Here is a 23,225-nt window from a genome sequence, read left to right as displayed (position 1 = left end):
TTTTGGCATTAGTTTACGGGCTCAAACTGTTTCAGGTGTTGCAAGCAATACAGGATGTCAGAATAGCGGTATTGTAACGGCAAGCAGTACTCAGGACTAAGTTCTGGAACCTATGCAGTAAAAGGAAGGGCGACATCTGGAGGAACCATTTTCTCCAGCAGCAATATAACTGTTAAGGATGGATATACAGCAATGACGGTAACAACACCAACTAAAGTTGCCAATTGCGTTGGAGGCACAGCAGTTTTAACATCTACAGTAACAGGAGGGAAGGCTCCATTTACGTATACTATTGCCACACAGACAGCAGTAGGAACTATTTTACAGAGCAGCGGTGCCATTTCTGCCAATTCATTTACTTTTAATGGACTTGCAGCAGACAGTTATATCGTCAGTGTCACAGATTCCTGCGGTTTAACTATAACTGGTGCAACTTCTATTACCAATCCGACAGTCAGTTTATCACAAATAAAAACAGGAGGACCTGCCTATTTTTATAAAAATCCAAGTACAGATTGTAATGCTTCGGCACATGTTTTAATAGAAGTGGGATTCGTTTATGCAGCAAATGGAGTTCCTGTTTCAACAAGCGATGCTGCCAACTTTACTTGGAAGCTACGATTTCAAAATCAGTTGTATGGTCTGGGAAATGTTGTAGGAGGCGCAGGATATCCACTTTCTACAAAAGATATACCAGCTCCATTAGGAGCTACTCGTGATGTAATATTAGCTGATGAAGGCGGTGCTACACCCTCAGCAATTGTATTGATAGATAATTGCGGGAATGAAAAAGTGTTTCCTCTTATAAATTACAATAGAACATATTCAAATTTAGCCCAAATAAATTGTGGAGGAACCCCATACTTGATAACTCATCGTAATTCAGGATTGTCTTGTTTTCCAATGACCATGACTTTTACTAATCGAGCAAATTCAGCAGATGTAGTTTTGGCAGTAGTTCCAACTGGAAATGGAGATATTATTGGTGGTTTTACGCCAGGTGCTACATATAATATTTCTTACACTGATGGCGCTGGATATACTTCAGGATTATGGAATGTTAATACAGTTGGTTTTCCTGCAACTTCATCTTATACAGTGGGGCAAGTATCTAGTGGTGTTCAGCCTAATTTAAATACATTAGGTTTTGGACGCCTTGCAGTAAGTTTTACCACTATTCCTGGTCAAAATGCAACAGTGGAAGTAATTGCATCAAGCAACCCTACAGCTGTTCCTGTTGGCACGACATTTACCAATATTGCATCTAGTGTTTATTTACCATCAGTAAATCCATCCGATCCGGGAGCTTATTGGCCAAAGGGAACTTATAGATTACAAATCACTAGCCTTTGCGGTTCGGCACCTTTAAATGTAACCGTTTCAGGATATGTTGCCAGCCTTTCGGGCTATACGACAACTCCAGTCTGCGGAGGTTTTAACTATACGATGAACGGCAATTTTGATGTTCCAACTGCCTATGAGGTGCGTATTATTTCCGGCCCATCAAGCGTAGGGCAGACAAGAGACATGGCCAGTGCAACAGCATCACTTCCTTTTAATGGGTTAGGTTACGGCACTTATGTTTTCGGTCTTCGTATAAAAGGAGGAACAACAGACGTATTAACCCAGACGGTAACCTACGACGCGAACAATGCCATAATAGTAGACAAGACAAATACGGGAGGTTTCGTGTGCGCTTCCGGCGCCACAAATGGGGTTTTAACGATCACTGCCGCTTCCAATTCTCCAGCTCCTGGGAATGTCCTCCAATATGCCTTAAGCACGGACGGCGGAGCGACTTTCGGGGCTTATCAGAGCGGCAACACCTTCAGCGGCCTTACTGATAACACTTATTTTTTCAGGATAGCAGATGGCTGCGGAAATGTGATCACACAGTCGGTTCAGATCGGTGTTGCCGCAGCGCCTGAAGCGACGGCAGACGGCTTGAACACTCCTGCGGTGATCTGCGATAAGACCTCAGGCAGCGTGCATCTGGATGTTGATATCTTTGGAGCCCTGTCATACTTATGGACAGGCCCGGGAATCAATGCATCAAACCGGAATGAGAAAGACCCTCTGGTCAATTATTCGGATTTAACAGTCGGTGCAAATAATTATACCTGCACAGTTACTCTCGGTGCGCCCTGCAGCAGCAGCGTGGTCTCCAATCTGACCATTAATGTGAATGCAAGGCCGACAGTTGCAACCAATGCGCCTGCGCCTGTCTGCACGCCAAATACGGTCAATCTTACCGATCCTGCCGTTACGGCTGGAAGCGCTTCGGGTCTGACGTATGCCTATTTCTCAGACGAACAGGCCACGATTCCCGTTGCAGATCCAACGGCAGTTTCGGTTCGCGACACCTATTATATAAAAGGAACGGACGCTAACGGATGCTTCAGCATCATGCCGGTTGAAGTGACTGTAAATGAGCTTCCGCAGGCTGCTGTAACATATCTAAACGGCCCCTACTGCCAGACGGGAACAGCGCTTCCCGAAGAGCTGGGCACTGCAGGGGGAACCTACACTTCGGATCCGGGCTTAATAATTGACGCAAACACTGGAGAAATAGATTTGGCTGCATCAGCATTAGGGGTCCACACCATTACTTATGCATTCAGCGACGGAAGCTGTTCTAATTCCATAACAACAGATGTCACAATTAATGCCCTTCCGACGGCCTCAATAAATTATCCGAACGGACCTTACTGCAACAGAGGAACTGTTTCATCTGTAGAGACAGGCATAACAAATGGGCAGTACAGCTCAGATGCAGGGCTCAGCATTGATCAAATTACGGGAGATATTGATCTGGGAGCATCTGTGCCTGGAACTTACACGGTTACCTATACATTCAATAACGGAACCTGTTCAAACAGCACCACAGCGACAGTTACGATAAATCCAACAGCGCTTCCTTCAGCTTTGGCCGATATAACAGCTGAATGTTCTATAAACTCTTTAACGGCTCCGACCCTAACAGATCCATGTGCAGGCTTAATAACTGCCACAACACCGACACTTTTTCCAATCACAGCCCAAGGGACAACCCCAGTAACCTGGACTTTTGACTATGGAAACGGATATACCCAGACGGCAAACCAAAATATAATAATCAAGGATATTACAGCACCAGCAGTTCCAATACTGGCCGATGTTACGGCAGAATGTTCCGTTACAGCACTGGCAGCTCCGACCGCAGCAGACAATTGCGCGGGAACCGTAACGGGAACCACTGCGGCGCAATTGCCGATCACCGCGCAGGGAACAACAGTGGTGACCTGGACTTTTGATGACGGGAATGGAAATATCTCGACAGCCGTGCAGAATGTCATAATCAAAGACATAACAGCGCCAATAGTTCCGGTACTGGCCGATGTTACGGCAGAATGTTCCGTGACGGCATTGACAGCTCCGACCGCGACAGACAATTGCGCGGGAACCGTAACGGGAACAACAACGGCGCAATTGCCGATCACCGCACAGGGGACAACTGTGGTAACATGGATTTTTGATGATGGGAACGGGAATATTTCAACAGCAGACCAGAATGTGATTATAAAAGATATAACAGCTCCGGCAGTTCCGATACTGGCAGATGTTACGGCTGAATGTTCCGTGGCAGCATTAACGGCTCCGACCACAACAGACAATTGCGCGGGAACCATAACGGGAACGACTATGGCCCAATTGCCGATCACCGCGCAGGGGACAACTGTGGTGACATGGACTTTTGATGACGGCAACGGAAACATTTCAACAGCAGACCAGAATGTTATCATAAAGGATGTTACAGCTCCAGCAGTTCCGATACTGGCCGATGTTACAGCCGAATGTTCCGTGGCAGCATTAACGGCTCCGACCGCAGCAGATAATTGTGCGGGAACCGTAACGGGAACCACAACAGCCCAATTGCCGATCACCGCGCAGGGGACAACTGTGGTGACATGGACTTTTGATGACGGGAACGGAAACATTTCAACAGCAGACCAGAATGTGGTTGTAAAAGATATTACAGCTCCAGCAGTTCCGATACTGGCCGATGTTACGGCAGAATGTTCCGTGACGGCATTAACAGCTCCGACCGCAGCAGATAATTGTGCGGGAACCGTAACGGGAACCACAACAGCGCAATTGCCGATTACCGCGCAGGGTACAACAGTGGTGACATGGAGTTTTGATGACGGGAACGGCAATATTTCGACAGCGAACCAGAATGTGATAATTAAAGATGTTACGCCGCCAGCTGCGCCAGTCTTGGCCGATGTTGCGGCAGAATGTTCCGTGACGGCATTAACAGCACCGACCGCATCAGACAATTGCGCGGGAACTATAACGGGAACAACTACGACTGTTTTCCCAATAACAGCGCAGGGAACAACGGTCGTTGCATGGAATTTTGATGACGGCAACGGCAATATCTCGACAGCGAACCAGAATGTGATAATTAAAGATGTTACAGCTCCGGCAGTTCCGGTACTGGCAGATGTTGCGGCAGAATGTTCCGTGACGGCATTAACAGCACCGACCGCATCAGACAATTGCGCGGGAACTATAACGGGAACAACTACGACTGTTTTCCCAATAACAGCGCAGGGAACAACGGTCGTTGCATGGAATTTTGATGACGGCAACGGCAATATCTCGACAGCGAACCAGAATGTGATCATAAAAGATATCACTGCACCTGCAATCCCTATTTTGTCAGATATAACAGGACAATGCAACGTGACGCCAGCTGCTCCAACAACTACCGATGCATGTGCAGGAGTCATTACGGGAACGACAACTACTGTTTTTCCGATAACAGCTGCTGGAACAACAGTTATTGCCTGGACTTTTAATGATGGAAACGGTAATAGTGTAACGGCCAACCAGAATGTAATCATTAGCAATATTGCTTTGGCAGGAGCAGAAACTGCGGCCTGTTCTGCAGTGCAGCCCGGATACAATATCACTTTATCAGTAACAGGCCAGGCGCCTTATACTGCTACAGGAACCGGAGCACCGGGAACATGGTCGGGAAATACTTGGACATCGGGGCTTATCAGTTCGGGAACCAATTATAGCGTAAGCCTGCAGGATGCGAATGCCTGCAATGCGGTAGCCGTATCCGGAATTTCGCCAAACTGCTGCCGTTTCAGTGTGATCTGCCCAACTTTCCAGCCTACTTCGGTACAGTGCTATGATGAGCTCCCTTCAGCGGGAAGTCTGACAGAGGCACAGTTCGAAGCTTTAGGAAACGGCGACGGACGCATTGCAGACACCCGATGCGGAGTGGTGGATATTACAGCATCAAACAGTGCAGATACAGGCTGTAATGCCAATATTACAAGAACCTATACTATAACAGAGTATGCGGATACAAATAATAATGGTGTCCGAGATGCGGGAGAGAACACCGTTCTGGATACGGCAGTCTGCACGCAGATTATTCAGGTTCGCGATACTACAGCTCCTGTTTTTGCAGAAGCATTGCCTGAGAAGGTTATATCGGCAGATTGTGATACAATTCCGCCTGCACAAACTTTTACAGCGACAGATAACTGCGGCAGTGCGGCAGTTGCTTATGACGAGCAGAGAGTTGACGGGGACTGCGCCAGCAGATATTCGCTAATTAGGACTTGGACAGCTTCTGATAAGTGCGGGAATCAGAGTTCCTTTGTGCAGACAGTAAATGTTTCTTGTGTTGAAGAAGTTTACAATGCCATATCGGCAAATGGAGACGGGCTAAACGACAGCTTTTTTATTAAAGGGATAGACTGCTATCCGGACAATAAAGTAAAAATCTACAATAGATATGGTGTTATTGTCTATGAAAAGAATGGCTATGATAATGTTACCAATCCGTTTCAGGGCTTCTCAGACGGGCGTGCAACAGTTGCCAGAGGAAACAAGCTTCCAACCGGAACCTATTTCTACACTTTAGAATATGACAGCAACGGAAGAAAAGTCGAAAAAGCCGGATATCTTTATGTCAATAGCCAATAGAATAGAATTACTAAAAAAAGCGGTTTCATATTATAACATGAAACCGCTTTTTTTTAAAGCCAAAAGCTTCTTTCTTTAAATTTGATAGACTTTCCTATTTCGAAGCCATGTAATTTAATATTTGACCGTTATGAGTTTCTTAAAAAGAAGTTTTCTTTTATTCTGTTGCATCCTTCTTTCTCAAGTTTTAAAAGCCTAAGATGCTCCTTACGCCATGGGATTTATTCCGGCATCTATAAGCGAAGTTGACGTTGCTTTTCCTTTAATAGAAAAATGGCATTTGAGTGGTCAAGCAGATATGCAGCTCGTTACACAAGGCACTTACACAAACGAAAATCCTTTTGAATATACCCAGCGTAAAGTGATAAAACCTTGGATTGTTTATTCAGGTTTAAAAAATATGAAGCTTTGGTTGGGATATGCACATAACCAGAAATATGCGATAAAAGAAGCGGGCAATTACAAAACTTTAGAAAACAGGCTTATTGTTATGGGGACCTATACTCAGGAAATGCCCAAAGGATCTCTGTTTGAGCAAGTGCGTTTTGAAACTAAGTTTTTTGATGACAGAAATGGCAATCATCAAACGATACCAAGAATAAGGGCTCGTTTTGGTGTCAATCATTATTTGAGACAAAGCAAGGAGAAACCAATTTTTCTAGCGCCGAATATTGGATATTATACTGAATTAATGCTGAAGTTTGCTTCAAAAGATTATGCCGAGGAACATTTTGATATTTTCAGACTTTCAGTTTATTATACTGCTGGAATTACGCCAAACATTCACTTCTTGGCGGGTGTAATAGGTCAGATGCAGCTGCGAACCAACGGAACTCAATTTGATGTTTATTACGGACTAATGGTCTCATTAAAATATAGCGTAAAACCAAAAGCACGCGAAACTTTTGATAGCGTTGATGGCGGTGCAGATTAACCAAATTATTTCTGACGATTTTAAAAGAGTTTATTTTGCTAAAAACTTATAATATTTAACTTTGGGAACGTTATAAGAAATAAACAAAATGAAACAAGCGATTATAAATGCTGTTGTACACACAGGAGAAGAAATAATAGAAAATGGAGTTGTAGTTGTAGAAAACGGAGCTATTATTTCGGTTCAAAAAGAAATTCCAAACGATATTAAGACAATTGATTTGGGAGGAAATCATCTTTCGGCAGGATTTATAGATATTCAGATTAATGGAGGAGAAAAGTATTATTTTAGCCAAACGCCAAACGAAAAAACCATTCAAGATATTTACGATGCCAGCATGAAATACGGCACTACGCATGTTTTACCTTGTTTAATTTCTTCATCAAGAGAAACCATTTTAGAAGGAATTGAGGCAGTTCGCAATTACATGAAAAAACATCAGAATGGTGTAATTGGAATGCATTTAGAAGGGCCTTTCTTGAATCCTCAGAGACGTGGAGCACATAGCATCGATCAGGTTCGAAAACCGACTGATGAAGAACTGGAAGAAATCATCAGTAAAGGAAAAGACGTTATCAAAGTCATTACCATTGCTCCAGAATGTTTTACAGAAAAACAATTAAATATGCTGATTGAAAGTGGCATTACAATTTCAATCGGACATTCTACTCTTACTCATAAAGAAGCACAGCCTTATTTCGCAAAAGGAATCAATCTCGTGACCCATTTGTTTAATGCTATGTCACAATTCGGACATCGTGAGCCAGGATTGGTGGGAGCCGTTTTTGAGAACGAAAAGGTCTATGCTCCAGTAATTTTAGACGGTGTGCATTGTGATTACGCTGCAGCTAAAATTGCTTACAAATTAAAACAAGATAAATTCTTCTTAATTAGCGATGCTACATTCCTAGGACGTAAAGTAGCCAATTTTAAATGGGATAATTTTGATGCTCATTTAGTAGATGGTTTCTATAGAAATGACGACGGAAATCTTGCAGGCGCCTCAATCTCAATGACAGAAGCAGTGCAAAATGCTTATAATCATCTACAGGTTTCTGCTGATGAAGCGATAAAAATGGCAACCACAAGAGTAGCCGCAGCAATTGGGATGAAAGAAAAAGTAGGAAAAATCAAGGAAGGTTTTCCTGCAAGCTTTGTGCAGTTTGATTCTGATTTGGCTACAATAAAAACTTTAGATTTTAGGCAATAGAAACTTTAAAATCTGACCTTTAAGTATAGTGGGAGTTTACTAAAAAAATATTTTCAGTAAACTTTTGGTTCGTATTTTTCTTGCAATTTACTTGTATATACAAAGTATGTTTATAGTTTTGCACGGATATTTAACCCCAAACCTACTTACTTAATGATGAGAAAAAGCACTCACTTTTTTGTATTTGCCCTATTGGCAAGTATCCTTTTTGGCTGTAGCGACGACGGAGATTCGTACAAACCAAATTATCTGCCAACTATAGATGCTACGACTTTACCAGCAGAAAATAAACCGATGACAATGTTTGAAGATGACGAAAGTCCTTCAAAAATGTACGATAAAGTAGACCGATGGTTTCGCGTAAACGAACCGCTTCAGGTTATCCAGAAAGGAAAAGATTCTGTGCAGATTTCGTTGTATTCTCCAGTTGGACTTACAAATGTGAAAATCTATGCAAAACTGCCAAATTACGATAAAAAGTTTGTGATTTATACTTTTTCAAAAATACCAGCTTTTCATCGTTCATTTCATAAACTTCCTTTGACCGAAAAAGCAAACGATTATCTGTTGGAAACGGGAAGTACAGTAACGATAGATAAAATTGAAGGATTTTCTTCTGGCGCAATTCAGTTCTCAGTTGAATCGGATGATCCTTTATTTCAAAAATTCAAAAAAATAAAATCAAATCATTTAGTTCAGTTTCATGATGGATACCATATTAATGAACTAGGGAAATTTCTTCCTATGAATCCTGCTTTGGCAAAAGAAGCAATCACAATGATCATTAATTATTCTTATGCGTTGAGCCACCCATTGTATTACAGCACATTTACCAATTTTGATAAATACAAGCAAGAGCAAGCTGTAGCAGCTGGAACGGGAATAAACGGAGCTTTAAACTGGCACGGAAATGCTGATGATGTAGATGGAGTTTACGATTATTATTCTAAAGAAGAAATAGAAAAAATATACTGGAATTATTTAGATAAAAGAACCGTTTGGATGGCAATGGTTGGAGGAGATTCTGCTTGGGGCGGAGGAAATCTAGCGTCGCAATGGGAATCGGGATATGTAACGGGACATTGGGTTGGAGAAATGTCGGTTTGGTCGCATGAATACTCACATCATATTGGTTTTAGCCACAGCAGTAATTTAGCAAATAGCGGAGAAGGCGGTGGCCAGCAGGAAATGCTGACGGAATTTTATAAGTATTTGATTTATTTAAATGATCTTCCTTTTACAGATCCAGATGTTTTAAAAACGTACGAGAAATCAAAATATCTAAGTAAAACTTATAAAAAACCAGTGTTTAAAATTGATCCAAAGAATTCATTCTTAGTTAAATATAAAGGTGAAGGAAAATGGAACTAAAATATAAAACAACAATGAAACATATTTTGCCCCTGATATTTGCGCTTTGTTTTTTTACCAATTGCAGCAAAGACGACAATGAAACCAAAGATTATACCTATTATTATCCAACAGACGAAGCTTCTATCACGGCCGAAAATATTCCAGGAAGCGCAGAAGCATTTGATCCGAAAGGAATAGCAGTTTCAAACGAGAAACTATACGTTATTAACGGAAATGTTTTAGAAGTCTTTAATGCTCTGACATTACAGCATATCAAAACAATTAAAGAATATGTAAAAGGTACAACTACGATTCCGCTGACAAGCTTGACTTCGGTTGCTGTTGACAACGGACGTATCTATGTTGGAAGTACAGAATCTAGATTATTTGTTTTTGATGAAACTACCAATGCAGGAATTAGTACAGTTGGAAACGGACAATGGTGGCAGACTTTTGTACACGTTTTTGGCGTTGTAGTAAAAGACGGATTGATATTCGTTAAAGAAAAAGAAAAAAGCATCAAAGTATTTGAAACGTCTCAGATTACCGAAACGAGTAATTGGAATTTAGAACCTATTGCAAAACTTAATACTTTAAATGGCTACACAGAAGTATATTCTATGGATGTTTATGGCGGAAACCTTGTGGTAGCAGGAAGAGATGCAAAAAGTTATTTGTTCTATAATATTGCGAACATCAAAGCGAACGCTAAAAATTCATTAACAACTCCGATTGAGCCAGAAAAAGTGCAATTTGTAGACATAAAACCAATTGCCGTTTCTTTCAGCAAAGATTGGGCTTTGACCTCAGAAAATGTTGGAAGCACTTCGTATTTAAGATTGTATCCAAAAGAAGAGTTTATCAGACAAAATTATAAGGCAGTTGTAAATGCATCAGATATTTTAGGTCAAAATGCATTTGGAACTATTGTAGGAACTGCACAGCTTGACGATCGCATTTTCTTGTCGGATAATACGAATAAGAAAATCAGAATTGTAAAACTGAATAAATCTACGATTGCAGAACAAAACAACTAGGTTTTTTAAATTCCAAAAAATTAAATTCCAAATTCCAAACTAATTGGAATTTGGATTTTTTTTTTGAATTGAAATAAGATTTGGAATTTGGAATTTTCAAAATTGGAATTTAGATTTTAAAGGTTGGAATTTCAAAATAGCCTACTATATTGATAGGTTAATAAAAGTTTTAATGATTTATAGCTAAAAATTGGAAATAACTATTTAAATTTGCACTCGCTATGAGGAAAGATAACCAGAAAATGAATAATTATTATCGTTACAGCATGATGTGCTGTGCTATTGTAATGGTATTTATTGATCTGGCTTAATATATAAAATGATAAAATTTATTTCAAAAAAGCCTTTCAAGTAATTAATGGAAGGCTTTTTTGTTTTTAAACTGTAAAGAATGATTGAATTAAAAAATGTAACCAAAACTTTTCATCAGAAAGACAGAATTGTTGCTGCTCTATCTGATGTCTCTTTAAAGGTTCCCGAGGGAAAAATTTTTGGTGTAATTGGAACTTCCGGAGCAGGAAAAAGTACTTTAATTCGCTGTGTGAATTTGTTAGAAAGACCAACTTCTGGCGAAATTATCGTTGATGGCAAATCTTTAATGCAATTATCAAACGCTGAATTGGCGATTGAGAGAAGACAAATTGGAATGATTTTTCAGCATTTTAACTTGCTTTCTTCGAGAACAGTTTTTGATAATGTGGCTTTTCCGTTAGAATTGACTGGAACTTCAAAAAGCGAAATCAAAACGCGTGTTTTAGAATTATTGCAATTGGTTGGTTTGGCAGAAAAAGCAAACGATTATCCTGCAAGTCTTTCTGGTGGACAAAAACAAAGAGTTGCCATTGCAAGAACTTTAGCCAATAATCCGAAAGTGCTTTTGTCTGATGAAGCAACAAGCGCACTTGATCCTGCAACAACAAGATCAATTTTAAATTTATTGAAAGACATCAACAAACGCTTAAACATTACTGTTTTGCTGATTACGCACCAAATGGAAGTGGTAAAATCTATTTGTGATGAAGTTGCGGTAATCAGTCACGGAAAATTGATAGAGCAGGGAAGTGTGGGCGAAATCTTTGCAGATCCGAAACATGAACTGACAAAAGAGTTTATTTCTTCTTCACTTCATATCGAAATTCCGTCTGTTTATCAGGAGAAATTGCAAAAACAAGATGACGGGAATTTGAATCCGTTATTGAAGCTGGAAATGACAGGAAAATCGGTTAACGAGCCTGTTATCTCAGAAGTTTCAAGGCTTTTTGATACCGATTTTAAAATCGTCAGCGCACAAATGGATCAGGCGGGCGAAGTTAATTTTGGCGTGATGCTGATTGAACTTTCAGGGAAACGCGAAAATTACGATGCGGCAATTCAATATTTTAATTCAAAACACATTAAAACAGAAATTTTAGGTTATGTCTGATTCTCTTATAGATTTATTGTTAAAAGGAACATGGGAAACCATTGTTATGACTTTTGTATCGGGCTTTTTTGGTTTTTTATTAGGACTTCCAACAGGAATTTTACTGTTCTTAACCCGTAAAAATCAAATTCTAGAACAGCCTGTTTTAAATAGAACATTATCGGTTGTGGTGAACGTTTTTCGTTCTATTCCATTTATTATTCTGATTGTTTGGATGATTCCGTTTACACGCGCCATTGTTGGAACTTCAATTGGTGTGAGTGCGGCTTTGGTTCCATTGAGCATTGGTGCAGCGCCATTTATTGCCCGATTGGTAGAAAACAGTTTACTAAGCCTTCCATCTGGATTAATCGAAGCGGCGAGAGCATTGGGCGCAACGCCTTTGCAAATTGTGTACAAAGTATTACTGCCAGAAGCTTTACCTTCTTTAATCAACGCAGCTTCAATTACCTTAATTACCCTTGTTGGATATTCTGCAATGGGCGGAGCTGTCGGAGCTGGCGGACTTGGGCAAGTAGGTTATCAGTACGGATATATTGGTTATGATGCCCTGACAATGAACTCGGTTTTGGCTTTATTGGTCATTTTGGTATTCGTGATTCAGTTTGCGGGAGACAAATTATCAAAACGATTTGATCACCGATAATCAATTAAAAATTTAGAATTAAAAATTAAAAAATATACAATTATCATGAAAAGAAATATTTTAAGAATAGCTGGGGTTTTGGCTTTGGCGCTTGTTTTATCAAATTGCGGAAAAAGTAAAAACAATGATCCTCATTTTATTAAAGTGGGAGTGGCTTCTGGTCCAGAATTAAAAGTAGCGGAAGCGGCTAAAAAAGTAGCAAAAGAAAAATTCGGATTGGAAGTAGAATTGGTTTCTTTCAACGATTATGTAATTCCAAATGAAGCTTTAAGTCAAGGAGATATCGATGCAAATGCTTTTCAGCACAAACCATATTTAGACGAGCAATCGAAACAAAGAGGATACAAATTGGCTATTATTGGAAATACGTTTGTATACCCAATTGCTGGTTATTCTAAAAAAATAAAAAGCCTTTCTGAATTGAAAAACGAAAGCACGATTATTATTCCAAATGATCCAACAAATGGCGGACGTTCTTTATTGCTTTTACAGAAAAACGGATTATTGAAGTTGAAAGATGGCGTTGGTTTATTGCCAAAAGTAACAGACATTGTAAGCAATCCTAAAAACTTAAAAATTTTAGAATTAGAAGCTCCTCAATTGCCAAGAGCTTTAGATGACCAAAATGTTTCTATCGCGATTATCAACAATACTTTTGCATCTGCAGCTGGATTGGTTCCTTCTCGTGACGCTTTGTTTGTTGAAGATAAAGATTCGCCTTATGTGAATTTGGTAGTAAGCCGTGAAGACAATAAAAACGAAGAAAAAGTAAAACAGTTTTTACAAGCTTTTCAATCTCCAGAAGTAGAAAAAGCAGCCGAGCAGGAATTTAAAGGCGGAGCAGTAAAAGGCTGGTAATTTTTTTAAGTTAAAGAGTTAAAAGTTATGAGTTATGAGTTATGAGTTAGGAGTGTTGCCTAACTTATAATTCATAACCCATATTTTTTTGCCCTATGTGTATATTTATTCAAACATAACCCGTGGTTTCAACCACGGGAATACGCGGTTGCACAAACCACAAACCACAAACCACAAACCACAAACCACAAACCACAAACCACAAACCACAAACCACAAACATTAATAATTATATAAAACAATCTGTTGATTTTGTAAGGCTTACGTTTTTTTGTTGAACTAAATTTAATGTTCAATTTTAAAACAAAAGCCATGAGATCAATTTGGACAGGTTCGGTAAGTTTTGGATTAATTAATATTCCAATAAAAATGTTTTCGGCGGTGCAGGAAAGCAGTTTGGATATGGACATGCTCGACGCAAAAGACCATGCCAACATAAAGTTTAAACGCGTCAATGAAAATACGGGAAAAGAAGTTGATTTTGCCAATATTGTAAAAGGATATAATCTGGAAGGCAAATATATTATTCTGGAAGATTCCGATTTTGAAGCAGCAGATGCCATTAAAACCAAAACAATCGATATTGAAAGTTTTGCTTTCGAAAAAGAAATTCAAAGCATTTATTACGAACAGCCGTATTATCTCGAGCCAGACAAAGGAGCAATGAATGCTTACGGATTACTTCGCGATGCGCTTGAAGCTTCAGGAAAAGTGGGTGTTACCAGATTTGTATTGCGAAACAAAGAAAGTCTCGCAATTTTAAAACCTTATAAAAATGTCATTGTTTTAAATAGAATTCGTTTTGAACAGGAAATTAGAAGTACAGCTGAATTAAAGCTTCCGCCAATGTCCAAAAAATCAACAAAAGAAATGGATATGGCCGAAAAACTAATTGATCAGCTGACGGAGAAATTTGATATTTCTGGTTTTAAAGATGAATATACAGCCAAGCTTTTAGACATCATTAAAAAGAAAGCCAAAGGAAAACCGCAAAAAGCAGCTCCAAAATTAAAAGTCGTACACAAACAAAGCGACGATTTAATGGAAATGCTGAAAGCGAGTTTGGAAACCAAAAAGAAAAAATCGTCTTAACTGTTTTGGCTATTTTCCAGTTTGTGGATAATCTTCTTAATATTTGCGCCTTTAGATAAAACGGGTTTCCATAAATCTCCTTTTTTCTCAAAACGGCTTAATACATTTTTGATGGTAAATTGCGACGGATGCAGTTTTTCATTCACTTCGCTCCATTCCAAAGGTGTAGAAACTGTTGCGCCAGGTTTTGGACGAACAGAATACGGAGCCGCCAAAGTTTGCCCGCGTCTGTTTTGCAAAAAATCGATATATAATTTATTGTTTCTTTTTTTAATGCTTCTATCAACCGTTGTAATTTCAGGAAGTCTGGATTGCACTTCTTTCGCAATCAATTCTCCAAGAATTTTAATGGAATCATAATCATATTTAGCGCCAAGCGGAATATAAATATGTAGTCCAGAAGCTCCAGAAGTTTTGCACAAACATTCCGTTTCCAGTTCGTCTAAAACTTCTTTTACGACCAAAGCAGTCTGAACGACTTGTTTAAAATCGTCTTTTGCAGGATCTAAATCAATTACGAGCCAATCTGGATTCTGAATATGCTTGATGGTCGAATTCCACGGATTCATTTCGATACAGCCTAAATTTGCCATATAAAGCAACGTTTCCTTATCATTACAAATAAGATAATCAATATCGGCATTGTTGGATTCTGAGAAAACTTTTTTGGTTTTAAGCCACTTCGGAATTTTATCGACATCAACATCTTTTTGATAAAAACTTGGAGAATCAATTCCGTTCGGAAAACGATTCATTGATTCTGGACGGTCTTTTAAATACGGAAGAATGAGTTCTGAAACTTCATCATAATAATGAATAATATCGCCTTTCGTGATGCCGTCTTTAGGAAAATATACCTTGTTTTGATTGGTAAGATGCAATACCGTTTTACCGACTTTTAAATCGTAATCGTTCTCTGTTTTTTCCTTTTTATTTTCTGGAGTAATTGTCATTTCATCTGAATTTAGTTGAGTTGAATAGTCTTTTGTGAAGGATAAAAAAACTTCTTCTGCTTTTTTGTCTACTCTTGTTCCGAGATAAACAGGATGTCGCAGATACTGATCTTGCGTCCATTCCGAAAATTTTACCTGACAAACGACTTTTGGTTTTACCCATTGAATTTTATCTCGTATCGGAATTTTTTCGTCAAGCAGAGATTTGTCAATGAAATAAGGTTCTAATTGAGTATAAAGATCTTTCAAAACGGTTTCTGTAAAACCTGTTCCGCATTTGCCAATATATTGCAGTTTTTTGCCATCATATTGACCGAGAAGAATAGCACCAAAATATTTCCTTGAATTTTTAGGTTCTGTAATTCCGATAATAATAGCTTCTTCTTCGTTAGCAGTTTTTATTTTGAGCCAGTTTGTACTTCTTCGATTGATGGTGTAAGTGCTGTCGGCTTTTTTGGCAATTATGCCTTCGGTTTTATTTCTAACCGCTTTTTCAAATTGTTTAATTCCATCTCCAACTGTATGTTCAGAATAAAAAACATTCGAAAAAGGATATTTATTAAAGAGAATTTTCAGGAGTTCTTTTCGTTCCAAAAGCGATAATTCGGTAATCAGATTTCCGTCTAGATTCAATAAATCAAAAACGTAATATTTGAGATTCCCTATTCCCGTTTTCATGTAATTTTGAAGCAATTGGAAATCGGCTCTGCCAGAATCATTTTCTACGACAATTTCGCCGTCCAAAACTACGGTGTGATCTATTTGTTTTAATTCGTCGGCAATGGGTCTGAAATTAGCATTAAAAGAAATTTCGTTTCTGCTAAACAAATCTACCTGCTGTGCATTAATAACCGCAATAGTTCTATAGCCGTCGTATTTATTTTCGAAAATCCATTCCTCATCATCAAAAGGCTTTTCTCGAACACTGGCAAGCATTGGTTTTATAAATTCAGCTATCTCAACTTTTGGATTGGACTTTTTTTTTACGGTTTTTTTCTCAGCTGTTTTTTCTTCAGTTTTTGAAGCCAATTTTTCAGATTTTTCAATAAGCTGTTCCAAACTTCTTTTAGAAATAACCGATTTGTTTTTTTCTAAAATATCTTCAGTCGAAGCATATTTATCATTTTTCTTGATTAAAAGCCAAGCATTTTCCTGTTTGCCATGAAGTTTAACCAGCGAAAATTCGCCTTTTAGTTTTTTTCCTTTTAAAACAAAACTCAAACGACCTTTTGCTAGATCGCTTAATAATTGTTTTTCATCAGAAGCGGTTTTTTCATCCGAAGTATAGGTTCCGTTATCCCATACAATTACATTTCCAGCACCATAATTTCCTTCTGGAATAGTACCTTCAAAATCTTTATAACTGTACGGATGATCTTCAACCATCATGGCGAGACGTTTTACTTCAGGATCCATTGACGGACCTTTTGGCACTGCCCAGCTTTTTAAAACTCCATCCATTTCTAACCTAAAATCATAATGGAGATGCGACGCGGCATGTTTCTGCACGACAAAAATCAATTCGTTAGCCGATTTTTCAACTTTTCCTTTTGGCTCTCGGGTTTGTTTAAAATCTCTTTTCTGATTGTATTTAGACAGTGACATAAGCTTTCAGAAGTATTAAAATGGTTAATGTAATAGAGTAAAGCGCCGTTGCTGTAACCGCAAAAATAATATGGGCAAAGAACAGCTGAATATAATAACCTTTAAAATCAATTGGGGGTTGATGATCGGTCATTTTAAATATGATAATCCAGCTGAGTATGCCAATTACACCACTGATAACGCCTAATATAAGCGCACTTAGTGGAGAAATTGGCAAAATATTCTTCACCCATACTATGTGATATCCCATAACAAATAGAAAACCAATAATGTAATGTATCAGCCATCCCCATGTTTTCTGAGATTTTTCGGAAAGGCTAATGTTTGTTTTTCTAAGAGCAAAACTCAATAAAACGGGTTCTTTATACAATTCTCTAAAGTTTTTCGACATCGCGTAACTAAACCAAGTCATAGTCGATGTAGCCCCAATAGAAACTAAAATTAGCTGTATAATGATGTAAACCATATCGTCCTTTTTTTGAATTAAAACTCTATTTCAAAGTTATTTTTTAAAAGGCTTTTTTATGTTATAGGATTAAAAGTAGTAATTATATAATTACAATTAAAGTATTGATTGTCAATTAACTTATGGTTTAAATGTTATAATCCTTAAAGGGAATTGTATAAGTTTTAAGCCCAAAAGCATTCTAAATTTGTTAGTCTATTATTTGAGAAATACCTCACAATCTAATAAAATCAGTTCATTGAATGACAAATGTAAAAGCAATAAAAAATGAAAAATTCGAAGAAAACAAACCAAGACAATTCTGATGGCAAACAGAATGATTTAGAATTTAATAAATCAAGTGCTGAGAATGAGTTTTTAACTACCAATCAAGGAGTTAAGATAAATGATAACAACAATTCTTTAAAATCTGGAGAAAGAGGGCCATCTCTTTTAGAAGATTTTATATTGCGAGAAAAAATTACGCATTTTGATCACGAAAGAATTCCAGAGCGTATTGTTCACGCAAGAGGTTCTGGTGCTCATGGATATTTTGAATTGTACAAAACGATGGAAAAATATACCAAAGCAGGTTTCTTAAATGATACGAGTATAAAAACTCCAGTTTTTGTTCGATTTTCGACTGTTGCGGGTTCACGAGGTTCTACAGATTTGGCTCGAGATGTTCGTGGTTTTGCCGTTAAGTTTTATACTCAGGAAGGCGTTTTTGATTTGGTTGGAAATAATATGCCCGTATTTTTTATTCAAGATGCCATGAAATTTCCAGACTTAATTCATGCCGTAAAAGCAGAACCGCATAACGAAATTCCGCAAGCCGCTTCGGCACATGATACCTTTTGGGATTTTATTTCGCTAATGCCCGAATCGATGCATATGATTATGTGGGTAATGAGCGACAGGGCGATTCCGAGAAGTTTAAGAATGATGGAAGGTTTTGGCGTGCATACTTTTAGATTTGTTAATGATCAAAACGAATCGCATTTTGTAAAATTTCATTGGAAACCAAAATTAGGCACGCACGCAGTTGCTTGGGATGAAGCACAGAAAATATCAGGAAAAAATTCAGATTTTCATAAACAGGATTTATGGGAAGCCATAGAAGCAGGAAATTTTCCAGAATGGGAATTGGGTGTTCAGATTATTCCTGAAAGCGACGAACATAAATTTGATTTTGATCTTCTTGACCCGACCAAATTAGTTCCAGAAGAATTAGTTCCAGTTACGATTATCGGAAAAATGGTTTTGAATAAAAATCCAGATAACTTTTTTGCAGAAACAGAGCAGGTGGCTTTTCACCCAGGACATATAGTTCCGGGAATTGATTTTACAAATGATCCTTTACTTCAAGGAAGATTATTTTCGTATACCGATACGCAATTATCAAGATTAGGAAGTCCGAACTTTCATGAAATTCCAATTAACAGAACCATCGCACCAATGCACAACAATCAGCGTGACGGACATATGCGCCAAGAAATTGCAAAAGGCAAGGTGAGCTATCATCCAAATTCTTTAGGAGGCGGATGCCCGTTTCAAGCCAAAATGGATCAGGGCGGATTTGTGAGTTTTAATGAACGTGTTGACGCTCATAAAGTGCGAGCAAGAAGTAAAAGCTTTTCGGATCATTTTAGTCAGGCAGCGCTTTTTTACAATAGCCAGACTCCTATAGAACAAGATCATATTGCAAGTGCATTGTCTTTTGAATTGGGAAAAGTAGAAACGGTTTCAATAAGAGAAAGAATGCTCGGACTTTTAAATCAAGTAAACGCTGATTTAGGAGCAAAGGTTGCTAAAAATTTAGGAATTCCAGTTCCAAAAGATGTTGAAAAACCAATTAATCATGGTGTTGGGGCAGATGATGAAGGAAATCAAGAACCTGCAAAAGTAAAGCAAAATATAGGAAGTTCAGATGCTTTGAGCATGCTTAAAAATCCCACTATTTCAAATACGATTGCAACTCGACAAATAGCTTTTTTATGTGCTGATGGTGTAAGTGCAGATTCTATAAAAGTAATGAAAACAGCCTTACTAAATGCTGGAGCAAAAGCCGTTATTATAGCACCGCATCTAGGAACTATTGTTTCTGCGGAAGGAACAGAAATTCCGGTAGAGCAAACTTATAAAATTGCAGCATCGGTACTTTTTGATGGTGTTTTTATTCCAGCTGGAAAAGGAATCTCCGATCTTTCAAAAATTAAAGAAGTAAAAGAATTTTTAAACGATTCTTATCATCACTGTAAATTTATTGCAGCTGAAGCCGAAGGAGTACAGGTGCTAAAAAACAACAGTGATATAAAAGACAAAGATTCGGGAGTTCTAATAAGTGAAAATGCTGCTGATAAAAACTTAAGCGTTTCTTTTATAAAAGCTTTAGGAAGACATCGCTTCTGGGAAAGAGAAAAAACTTTGTAATTTATTGCATAATTAGCTGTCTCAAAAGACAGCCATTTTTTTGTTTAGAATAAAAAATGGACTCATTTATAGTCAAACATAGTCCGTGGTTTCAACCACGGGGACATCCGCATAAGAAATAATCGTTGCGTTCCAGTGGTTGAAACCACGGGTTATGTTTTGAAATTCTGGACGTAGTAATGCAATTTTTTTTGATTTGCCGTTTTGTTTAATACGCATTTATATTCAATATAGCCCGTGGTTTCAACCACGGGGACGCATGCATAAGAAATCCCGCTGTGTTTGCCATGGTTTTAACCACGGGTTATGTTTATATGGATTGAAAAATTATTTCTCTAGAATAATCGCCAAACTCTCACTCAAAATAGCAACCGCTTTTTCCATTTCTTCTTTTTCAAAATTCCCAAATCCTAAACGTGTTGCAGTAAGATCTTTGGTTTGATATAAAATAGTTTTTGGAAGAAATAAACCCTGTTTGGAACATTCTTTTTGAAACTGAATTAGATTAAAATGATCCAGCCATTCAACCCAAATGGCCAAACCTCTTGGCGGAATTTTAAATTTGATTTTGCCTTTTAGTTTTTCATTAAGAATCGAAACAAAATGATCCCGTCGTTCTTTATAGATTTTTTTATTTTTCTTAGATAGACGATGCACTTCACCTTCAGTAATCCATTCGGTTAAAACCTGTTCTTTTATAACATCAATTCTTGGTTCGAGAATATTTTGATGCTTTTCTAGTTCTTTTATAAATTCGGCAGGCGCGGCGACAAAACCGTAACTGAATCCAGATGGCAATGATTTTCCGAAAGAACCAATATAAACCACTTTTTGGTTGGAATCAAAAGCGGCCAATGGCAAAACAGGATTATTATCGTAATGAAATTCAAAATCATAATCGTCTTCCAAAATCACAAATCCGTATTGGTTGGCCAATTCCAGAACTTCGATTCTTTTTTTAGCGCTAAGCGAAATGGTGGTCGGATAATGATAATTGGATGTCAGATATAAAACCCTGATTTTTGATGTTTCGCAAATTTCCTTTAAACGTTTGGTATCAATTCCGTCTTCATTTACGGGAATAGAAATAATCTGCGCTCCCGTATTGGTCAATGTCATGTTTGACATATAATATCCCGGCGAAGCTACGATGACTTTATCGCCTGGAGTAATAAGTACTTTTGTGACCAGATACAAAGCGATTTCGTGACTGCTTGCCGTAAGAAGATTTGAAGTTGAAATACGAATTCCTCGGGTAAGATTCAGATAATTAGAAAAATGAGTTTTAAAATTCGAATGTGAACGCAACTCTATCTGCTCGTAGGTCTTAGACGTTTTTCGTCTTTTTAATTTTGAGACATATAATCTTGCCAAAACATCGGTTTGAACCAATCGTAAATCGGGCATTCCATCATTAAACTGACATGGAATATTACTGATTTCTATTGGACTTTCAAGAATCGTAGAACGCTGAAAATTAAATCCAATATTATCTTGAGATGCATTTTGTTCTTTTGAAACAGTAAATTCAGCTTTGTTTTTTTGTTTTTGCTGAGATAAAATAAAAGTCCCTTTGTTTGGAAGAGTTTCAATCCAGCCTTGTGATTCTAAATCTTGAAAGGCTTTGATTAAAGTGTTTCGGTTAACAGAAAGCACTTTACATAAAATTCTGGTGCCAGGAAGTTTGGTGCCTTCGGGAAGAAAACCCGTTTGTATGGCTTTGATAAATTCAAAAACAAGCTGTAAGTAAATAGCAGTGCTTTCTTCTGGTTTAAGCTGAATAAAGCTTTTAAAAGGAATTTCAACCGGACTATCCATAATTTATAAACTGACACTTTTGTTGGTACGGCAAGATACTGCTTTTCTTAAAATTTTTAGGAAAAAAGAAAAAAGATCTTTACATAAGTGCTAGAACGATGACCAAATCAAACTATTAAGTCCGGCTGAAATATTTTCTAACCGACTTACACTTTAAAAATCAGTTTCTTTTTGTAGAAAATCCATAAGATAAACGACCAAAAAACAGCATAAGATAAAGCATAAGCGAGTGATGCATTTAATGGGTTTTCAAAACAAGGAACAATTCCGTGGTTATATATATATGCTTGAAGTCCAATTTCTTCTCCAGCTTTTTCGGGATCGGCTACTTTTATGCCACTTAAAACTCTCGGAATTATTCCAGAAAAGAAAAATACAATCATCGGGTTTACACCCCAGATCAGAAACAATTTAGTCCATTTTTTATGTCCTTTAATGTCAATTATATAATACAAAAGCGTTAAACATATTGTTGCAATTCCAGCTGTGTATAAAACATAAGAACTTGTCCAAAGTGATTTGTTAATAGGGAAGAAGATGTTCCAAATTAAACCTCCAATTACTAAAGCAGTTCCTGCAATGGCGGTCTTTTTTACGATTTCCATTTTATCAACAGATAAATTTAATAGCTGACCAATGTACATTCCTAAAATTCCAGTTCCAATGGCTGGTAAAGTGCTTAAGATTCCTTCAGGATCCCAAGTTTTAGATGAAGCCCATAAATGTCCGTTTAGAAGTGTATCGTCTATCCAAGCCGCAAGATTGGTGCCTTTGTCGAAATTGGCTGGACCAAATCCAGGAACGGGAACAAAAGCCATTACAAGCCAATATCCAATTAAAAGTGTGGCTAAAACTAAAAGCTGTGTTTTTAAATTAGTCTTTAAATACAAAATAGAAGTAAAGAAATACACAATCGCAATTCGCTGTAAAACGCCTGGGACTCTGGTATCTTCAAAATGTTCCAAACCGCTAAATGATAATGAGATAAGAATTAGAAATACTCCAACGGCAAGAATGGTTTTGACTTTCATTGAAAAGTTTCCTAAAAAGGCATAAGCAACCGCAAAAGCAATTACCAATCTTAATCCTAATAACGGAATTCCTTCTAGACCAAATAAATGGATTCTGCTGAAAACACTTAAAAATAATCCTAAACAGAAAATTCGAAGCGAGCGTACTAAAATTTTATTGAAAACGCTTCCGTCAAAATGTTTTACGGGCATTGCAAACGGAATTGCAGTTCCCATTATGAATACAAAAAACGGGAAAACTAGATCAGTAGGCGTGCAACCATGCCATTCGGCGTGTTCTAAAGGCGGGTAAATAGATGACCAGCTTCCCGGATTATTGACAATCGTCATTAAGAGAATGGTAAATCCTCTAAAGACATCGAGTGAAGTTAAACGTTCTTTTGTCATTGGGTTTGA

Annotated in this window: 14 protein-coding genes; 10 read left to right on the top strand and 4 right to left on the bottom strand. The window is 37.9% G+C overall.

The genetic code is table 11. The features are described 5' to 3' along the window. Nucleotides 1-192 precede the first annotated feature (192 nt). From DMB71_RS11990 to ku, 9 genes are all read left to right on the top strand, one after another. Nucleotides 193-5,991: a gliding motility-associated C-terminal domain-containing protein gene (locus DMB71_RS11990; protein ID WP_111366359.1), complete on the top strand. Its 5,799-nt coding sequence runs from the start codon at nt 193-195 to the stop codon at nt 5,989-5,991. 214 nt (nt 5,992-6,205) lie between these two features. Then, nucleotides 6,206-6,925, top strand: a complete 720-nt coding sequence (locus DMB71_RS11985; RefSeq protein WP_111366357.1) for a DUF2490 domain-containing protein — start codon at nt 6,206-6,208, stop codon at nt 6,923-6,925. An 88-nt stretch (nt 6,926-7,013) separates the two neighbouring features. Beyond that, nucleotides 7,014-8,135, top strand: coding sequence for an N-acetylglucosamine-6-phosphate deacetylase (nagA, locus tag DMB71_RS11980; RefSeq protein WP_111366355.1), 1,122 nt, complete (start codon nt 7,014-7,016; stop codon nt 8,133-8,135). A gap of 153 nt (nt 8,136-8,288) precedes the next feature. Continuing rightward, nucleotides 8,289-9,506, top strand: a complete 1,218-nt coding sequence (locus tag DMB71_RS11975; RefSeq protein ID WP_239452963.1) for a hypothetical protein — start codon at nt 8,289-8,291, stop codon at nt 9,504-9,506. Nucleotides 9,507-9,520: 14 nt separating this feature from the next. Continuing rightward, complete coding sequence (locus DMB71_RS11970; protein ID WP_239452962.1) at nt 9,521-10,525, top strand: NHL repeat-containing protein; 1,005 nt, start codon at nt 9,521-9,523, stop codon at nt 10,523-10,525. A gap of 391 nt (nt 10,526-10,916) precedes the next feature. Beyond that, entirely contained in the window at nt 10,917-11,948 is a 1,032-nt protein-coding gene (metN, locus tag DMB71_RS11965) for a methionine ABC transporter ATP-binding protein MetN (RefSeq protein ID WP_111366350.1), read from the top strand. Beyond that, nucleotides 11,941-12,594 carry a methionine ABC transporter permease MetI gene (locus tag DMB71_RS11960; RefSeq protein WP_111366349.1) on the top strand — a complete coding sequence of 218 codons (654 nt, stop codon included), beginning with the start codon at nt 11,941-11,943 and terminating at the stop codon, nt 12,592-12,594. The genes metN and DMB71_RS11960 overlap by 8 nt, the downstream gene beginning before the upstream one ends. Before the next feature lie 45 nt (nt 12,595-12,639). Continuing rightward, a complete protein-coding gene (metQ, locus tag DMB71_RS11955; protein WP_111366347.1) occupies nt 12,640-13,452 on the top strand; it encodes a methionine ABC transporter substrate-binding lipoprotein MetQ in 813 nt (270 codons plus the stop codon). Between the two features lie 312 nt (nt 13,453-13,764). After that, nucleotides 13,765-14,544, top strand: a complete 780-nt coding sequence (ku, locus tag DMB71_RS11950; RefSeq protein ID WP_111366385.1) for a non-homologous end joining protein Ku — start codon at nt 13,765-13,767, stop codon at nt 14,542-14,544. Here the strand turns inward: ku and ligD are convergent. Both ligD and DMB71_RS11940 read right to left on the bottom strand, forming a co-directional pair. Then, nucleotides 14,541-17,102, bottom strand: coding sequence for a DNA ligase D (gene ligD, locus DMB71_RS11945; RefSeq protein ID WP_111366345.1), 2,562 nt, complete (start codon nt 17,100-17,102; stop codon nt 14,541-14,543). The genes ku and ligD overlap by 4 nt on opposite strands. After that, on the bottom strand, nt 17,089-17,568 hold the full coding sequence (locus tag DMB71_RS11940; RefSeq protein ID WP_111366343.1) for a hypothetical protein: 480 nt from the start codon (nt 17,566-17,568) through the stop codon (nt 17,089-17,091). The genes ligD and DMB71_RS11940 overlap by 14 nt, the downstream gene beginning before the upstream one ends. 267 nt (nt 17,569-17,835) lie before the next feature. Here DMB71_RS11940 and DMB71_RS11935 point away from each other — a divergent pair, with 267 nt between their 5' ends. After that, nucleotides 17,836-19,980: a catalase gene (locus DMB71_RS11935; RefSeq protein ID WP_111366342.1), complete on the top strand. Its 2,145-nt coding sequence runs from the start codon at nt 17,836-17,838 to the stop codon at nt 19,978-19,980. Nucleotides 19,981-20,307: 327 nt separating this feature from the next. Here the strand turns inward: DMB71_RS11935 and DMB71_RS11930 are convergent, their stop codons facing one another. Together DMB71_RS11930 and DMB71_RS11925 are read right to left on the bottom strand one after the other, a co-directional pair. Then, nucleotides 20,308-21,798 carry an aminotransferase-like domain-containing protein gene (locus tag DMB71_RS11930; RefSeq protein ID WP_111366340.1) on the bottom strand — a complete coding sequence of 497 codons (1,491 nt, stop codon included), beginning with the start codon at nt 21,796-21,798 and terminating at the stop codon, nt 20,308-20,310. A 146-nt stretch (nt 21,799-21,944) separates the two neighbouring features. Beyond that, nucleotides 21,945-23,216 (bottom strand): acyltransferase family protein, encoded by a 1,272-nt coding sequence (locus DMB71_RS11925; protein WP_111366339.1) that lies wholly within the window; start codon nt 23,214-23,216, stop codon nt 21,945-21,947. Nucleotides 23,217-23,225: the final 9 nt, after the last annotated feature.

Source organism: Flavobacterium tistrianum, assembly GCF_003254545.1.
GTDB classification, from domain to species: Bacteria; Bacteroidota; Bacteroidia; order Flavobacteriales; family Flavobacteriaceae; genus Flavobacterium; species Flavobacterium tistrianum.
The sequence above is the reverse complement of the archived record's forward strand: the minus strand, read 5'-3'. Positions and strand labels throughout refer to the sequence as shown.

Bases quoted from the DNA above. Each gene is read 5' to 3' on its own strand.
- ligD (WP_111366345.1), bottom strand. From the start codon at position 17,102: ATGTCACTGTCTAAATACAATCAGAAAAGAGATTTTAAACAAACCCGA.
- DMB71_RS11990 (WP_111366359.1), top strand. From the start codon at position 193: ATGACGGTAACAACACCAACTAAAGTTGCCAATTGCGTTGGAGGCACA.
- ku (WP_111366385.1), top strand. From the start codon at position 13,765: ATGAGATCAATTTGGACAGGTTCGGTAAGTTTTGGATTAATTAATATT.
- DMB71_RS11975 (WP_239452963.1), top strand. From the start codon at position 8,289: ATGATGAGAAAAAGCACTCACTTTTTTGTATTTGCCCTATTGGCAAGT.
- DMB71_RS11985 (WP_111366357.1), top strand. From the start codon at position 6,206: ATGGGATTTATTCCGGCATCTATAAGCGAAGTTGACGTTGCTTTTCCT.
- nagA (WP_111366355.1), top strand. From the start codon at position 7,014: ATGAAACAAGCGATTATAAATGCTGTTGTACACACAGGAGAAGAAATA.
- metN (WP_111366350.1), top strand. From the start codon at position 10,917: ATGATTGAATTAAAAAATGTAACCAAAACTTTTCATCAGAAAGACAGA.
- DMB71_RS11960 (WP_111366349.1), top strand. From the start codon at position 11,941: ATGTCTGATTCTCTTATAGATTTATTGTTAAAAGGAACATGGGAAACC.
- metQ (WP_111366347.1), top strand. From the start codon at position 12,640: ATGAAAAGAAATATTTTAAGAATAGCTGGGGTTTTGGCTTTGGCGCTT.
- DMB71_RS11935 (WP_111366342.1), top strand. From the start codon at position 17,836: ATGAAAAATTCGAAGAAAACAAACCAAGACAATTCTGATGGCAAACAG.
- DMB71_RS11970 (WP_239452962.1), top strand. From the start codon at position 9,521: ATGAAACATATTTTGCCCCTGATATTTGCGCTTTGTTTTTTTACCAAT.
- DMB71_RS11930 (WP_111366340.1), bottom strand. From the start codon at position 21,798: ATGGATAGTCCGGTTGAAATTCCTTTTAAAAGCTTTATTCAGCTTAAA.
- DMB71_RS11940 (WP_111366343.1), bottom strand. From the start codon at position 17,568: ATGGTTTACATCATTATACAGCTAATTTTAGTTTCTATTGGGGCTACA.
- DMB71_RS11925 (WP_111366339.1), bottom strand. From the start codon at position 23,216: ATGACAAAAGAACGTTTAACTTCACTCGATGTCTTTAGAGGATTTACC.